Below are 3,436 nucleotides of genomic sequence, written 5' to 3' on the forward strand. Positions count from 1 at the left end.
AGCAGGAGCGGCACCACGGCGCTGCGCCCCTGGTTGGCCAGCGGGCCGTACAGGCGCAGCACGATGACGTCGCTCGCGCCCGCGTCGCCGCCCACCCGGATCTGCCCGTCGATGCGGGGTGCGGCCGTGCGCGCGCCCTTGGCGACCACGATCACCCGCGACGGGTGCTCGCGGCTGGCCTCGTTCGCGGCGTCGATGGACGCCTCGAGCTGCTCGTCGTCCTCCGCGGCGATCACCAGGGTGAGTACCCGGCCCAGCGCCACCGCGCCGCCGCGTTCCCGGATCTCGACGATCTTCCGGTTCAGCTGGGACGTCGTCGTCGACGGGAGATCGATGATCACGGGCGCCTCCAGTGCCTGCCGGTGCGGGCCAGCATCGCCCGGGCGGACGGTGGCCCCCACGAGCCCGGTTCGTACGGCTCGGGGGCGCTGCCCTGCCGGGCCCAGTAGTCCAGGACCGGGTCGAGGATCCGCCAGGACAGCTCGACCTCCTCGTTGCCGGGGAACAGCGACGGCTCGCCCAGCAGCACGTCCAGGATGAGCCGTTCGTAGGCCTCCGGCGAGCTCTCGGTGAACGAGTGCCCGTAGCCGAAGTCCATCGTGACGTCGCGGACCTCCATCGTGGTGCCCGGGACCTTCGAGCCGAACCGCATGGTCACGCCCTCGTCCGGCTGCACCCGGATCACCAGCGCGTTCTCCCCGAGCTCCTCGGTCGCGGTGGAGTCGAACGGCAGGTGCGGAGCCCGCTTGAACACCACCGCCACCTCGGTGACCCGGCGACCCAGCCGTTTGCCGGTGCGCACGTAGAACGGCACCCCGCCCCAGCGCCGGTTGCGCACCTCCAGGGTCACGGCGGCGTAGGTCTCGGTGGTCGAGTCCTTCGAGAAGCCCTGCTCCTGCAGCAGTCCCGGCACCTTCGTGCCGCCCTGCCACCCCCCGGTGTACTGGCCCCGCGCGGTGGTCTCGTCGAACGGGCCCACCGCGGTCGTCGCGCCGAGCACCTTCACCTTCTCCGCACGCAGCGCCGTCGGTTCGAAGGACACGGGCTCCTCCATCGCCGTCAGCGCCAGCAGCTGGAGCAGGTGGTTCTGGATCACGTCCCGTGCGGCCCCGATGCCCTCGTAGTAGCCCGCGCGGCCGTTCAGCCCGATGTCCTCGGCCATCGTGATCTGCACGTGGTCGACGTAGTGCGCGTTCCACAGCGGTTCGAACATCTGGTTGGCGAAGCGCAGCGCCATGATGTTCTGCACGGTCTCCTTGCCGAGGTAGTGGTCGATGCGGAAGACCGACTCCTCGGGGAAGACGTCGTTGACCACGGCGTTGAGTTCGCGGGCGCTGTCCAGGTCGTGCCCGAACGGCTTCTCGATGACCACCCGGCGCCACGCGTCCTCGTCCGACGAGGCCAGCCCACAGCGGGCGAGCTGCTTGGTCACCGTCGGGAACGCCCACGGCGGGATGGACAGGTAGAACGCGGTGTTGCCGCCGGTCCCCCGCTCCTCGGCCAGGGTGTGCACGGTCTCGGCGAGCCGGTCGAAGGCGTCGTCGTCGTCGAAACTGCCCTGGACGAACCGGATGCCCTCGGCCAGCCGGTTCCACACCGACTCCCGGAACGGTGTCCGCGCGTGCTCGGCCACCGCGTCGTGCACCTGCTGCCCGAAATCCTGGTCCGCCCACTCCCGGCGGGCGAACCCGATCAGCGAGAACCCCGGGGGCAGCAGACCCCGGTGGGCGAGGTCGTAGATGGCCGGCATCAGCTTCTTCCGGGAGAGGTCCCCGGTCACGCCGAAGATCACCAGACTGGACGGCCCCGCGATCCTCGGCAGCCGCTTGTCCAGGGGATCGCGGAGCGGATTGGTCCACGTCCGCGTCGCCGGTTGCGCCGTCATCGGGTGCGCTCCCGCCTGTTCATCGCCGGAGTTCCTGCACGGCACGGACGACCTCGGCCAGTCCCGCCGCGCGGTCGGTCAGGTGCAGCCGCAGGACCGGCCTGCCGTGGTCGGCCAGCACCTGGCCGTCCCCGAGTGCCTGCGCCCGCTGCAGGGTTCCCAGGGTGTAGGGGCGGTCCGGCACGGCGAGGTCGTCGGTGACCGCGCCCGTGAGCTGGAGGAAGATCCCGTTCGGGTGGCCGCCCTTGTGGTACTGGCCGGTGGAGTGCAGGAAGCGCGGCCCCCAGCCGAACGTGGTCTGCAGGCCGGTGCGGCGGGCGAGTTCGGTGCGCAGCAGCTCGGCCGAGGCGTCGTCCAGCCGGTCCAGGTATGCCTGCACCGCGAGGTAGCCGTCCCCGTCCGCGGTGTCGACGAACCGGCGCAGCACCCCCGCGAGCGTGTCGGTGTCGGGGGCGGACGCGGGCACCCCGCTCGCGGACACCTCGACCGGGCCGAACACCGCGTCGGGTCCCGCGGACCCGCCCGCCTGCGCGGAGGTGTCCAGCAACGCCCGCGCGGCCTTCTTCGCGGCCTCCACGTCGGGCTGGTCGAACGGGTTGATGCCGAGCAGTCTGCCCGCGACGGCGACCGCGTACTGCCACAGCAGGAACTGCGCCCCCAGTGGTCCGGAGGTCACCACCCGCGCGGCGTCCACGGTCGTCCCGACCGCCACCGGGGTGGCGTCGGCGCCCGCGTCGGCGAAGCCGGGTGCGTCGGCCCCCTCGACCACCACGGGGAGCAGGCCGGTGCCCTGTTTGCCGGTGGACTCGGCGATCAGCTGTTCCGCCCAGTCACCGAAGCCCGCGATGCCGGAGCCGGTGTCGGCCAGCACCACCTTCTCCGCCCCGTCCGCGTGCGCGGCGGCCAGCGCGGAGGCCAGCACCAGCGCCGGGTTGTCCGGTGCGTCGGCCGCGAACCGGTCGGCCACCAGTGCCGCCTGGTCGAGCAGCCGGGCCACGTCGGCACCCGCGAGCCCGGCGGGCACGAGGCCGAACGCGCTCAGCGCCGAGTACCGGCCGCCGACGTCCGGGTCGGCGGTGAACACCCGGCGGTAGCCCCGTTCGGCCCCCAGTTCGGCCAGCGGGGAGCCCGGGTCGGTCACGACGACGATCCGCCGTGCCGGGTCGACGCCCGCCTCGGTGAACGCCCGTTCGAAGATGCGCCGGTGACTGTCGGTCTCCACCGTCGTGCCGGATTTGGACGAGACCACCAGCACCGTGCGTTCCAGCTCGCCCGCCAGGGCGTCGGCGACCTGGTCGGGGTCGGTGGTGTCCACCACCGTGAGCCGGACCCCCTCGGTGCGGGTGATCACCTCGGGGGCGAGCGAGGAGCCGCCCATCCCGGCGAGCACGATCCGGTCGAACCCCTCCGACCGCAGCTCGGTGCGCAGCTGCTCGATCTCGCCGATGAGCGGTCGCGAGCCGCGGTGCAGCGCCGTCCACGCCAGCCGGACCGACGCCTCGGCCTCGGCGTCCGGCCCCCACAGCGTCGGGTCCTGCGCGGCCAGCCTGC

The 3,436-nt window shown here is 72.8% G+C and carries 3 protein-coding genes; all 3 read right to left on the reverse strand.

All coding sequences use genetic code 11. From position 1 onward, the window contains the following. The coding region (locus ACTIR_RS0116960) for a glucose-6-phosphate dehydrogenase assembly protein OpcA (protein WP_199285642.1) at positions 1-341 on the reverse strand (341 nt) is incomplete at its 3' end. Continuing rightward, on the reverse strand, positions 338-1,885 hold the full coding sequence (gene zwf / locus ACTIR_RS0116965) for a glucose-6-phosphate dehydrogenase (protein ID WP_026455179.1): 1,548 nt from the start codon (positions 1,883-1,885) through the stop codon (positions 338-340). The genes ACTIR_RS0116960 and zwf, both read right to left, overlap by 4 nt. A gap of 19 nt (positions 1,886-1,904) precedes the next feature. Next, positions 1,905-3,436 (reverse strand): glucose-6-phosphate isomerase (locus tag ACTIR_RS23950; RefSeq protein WP_034240627.1); only part of this gene is annotated, 1,532 nt, incomplete at its 5' end.

This window comes from Saccharomonospora iraqiensis subsp. iraqiensis, assembly GCF_000430445.1.
GTDB classification, from domain to species: Bacteria; Actinomycetota; Actinomycetes; order Mycobacteriales; family Pseudonocardiaceae; genus Saccharomonospora; species Saccharomonospora iraqiensis.

Coding starts and splice junctions, on each gene's coding strand:
- zwf (WP_026455179.1), bottom strand. CDS start 1,885: ATGACGGCGCAACCGGCGACGCGGACGTGGACCAATCCGCTCCGCGAT.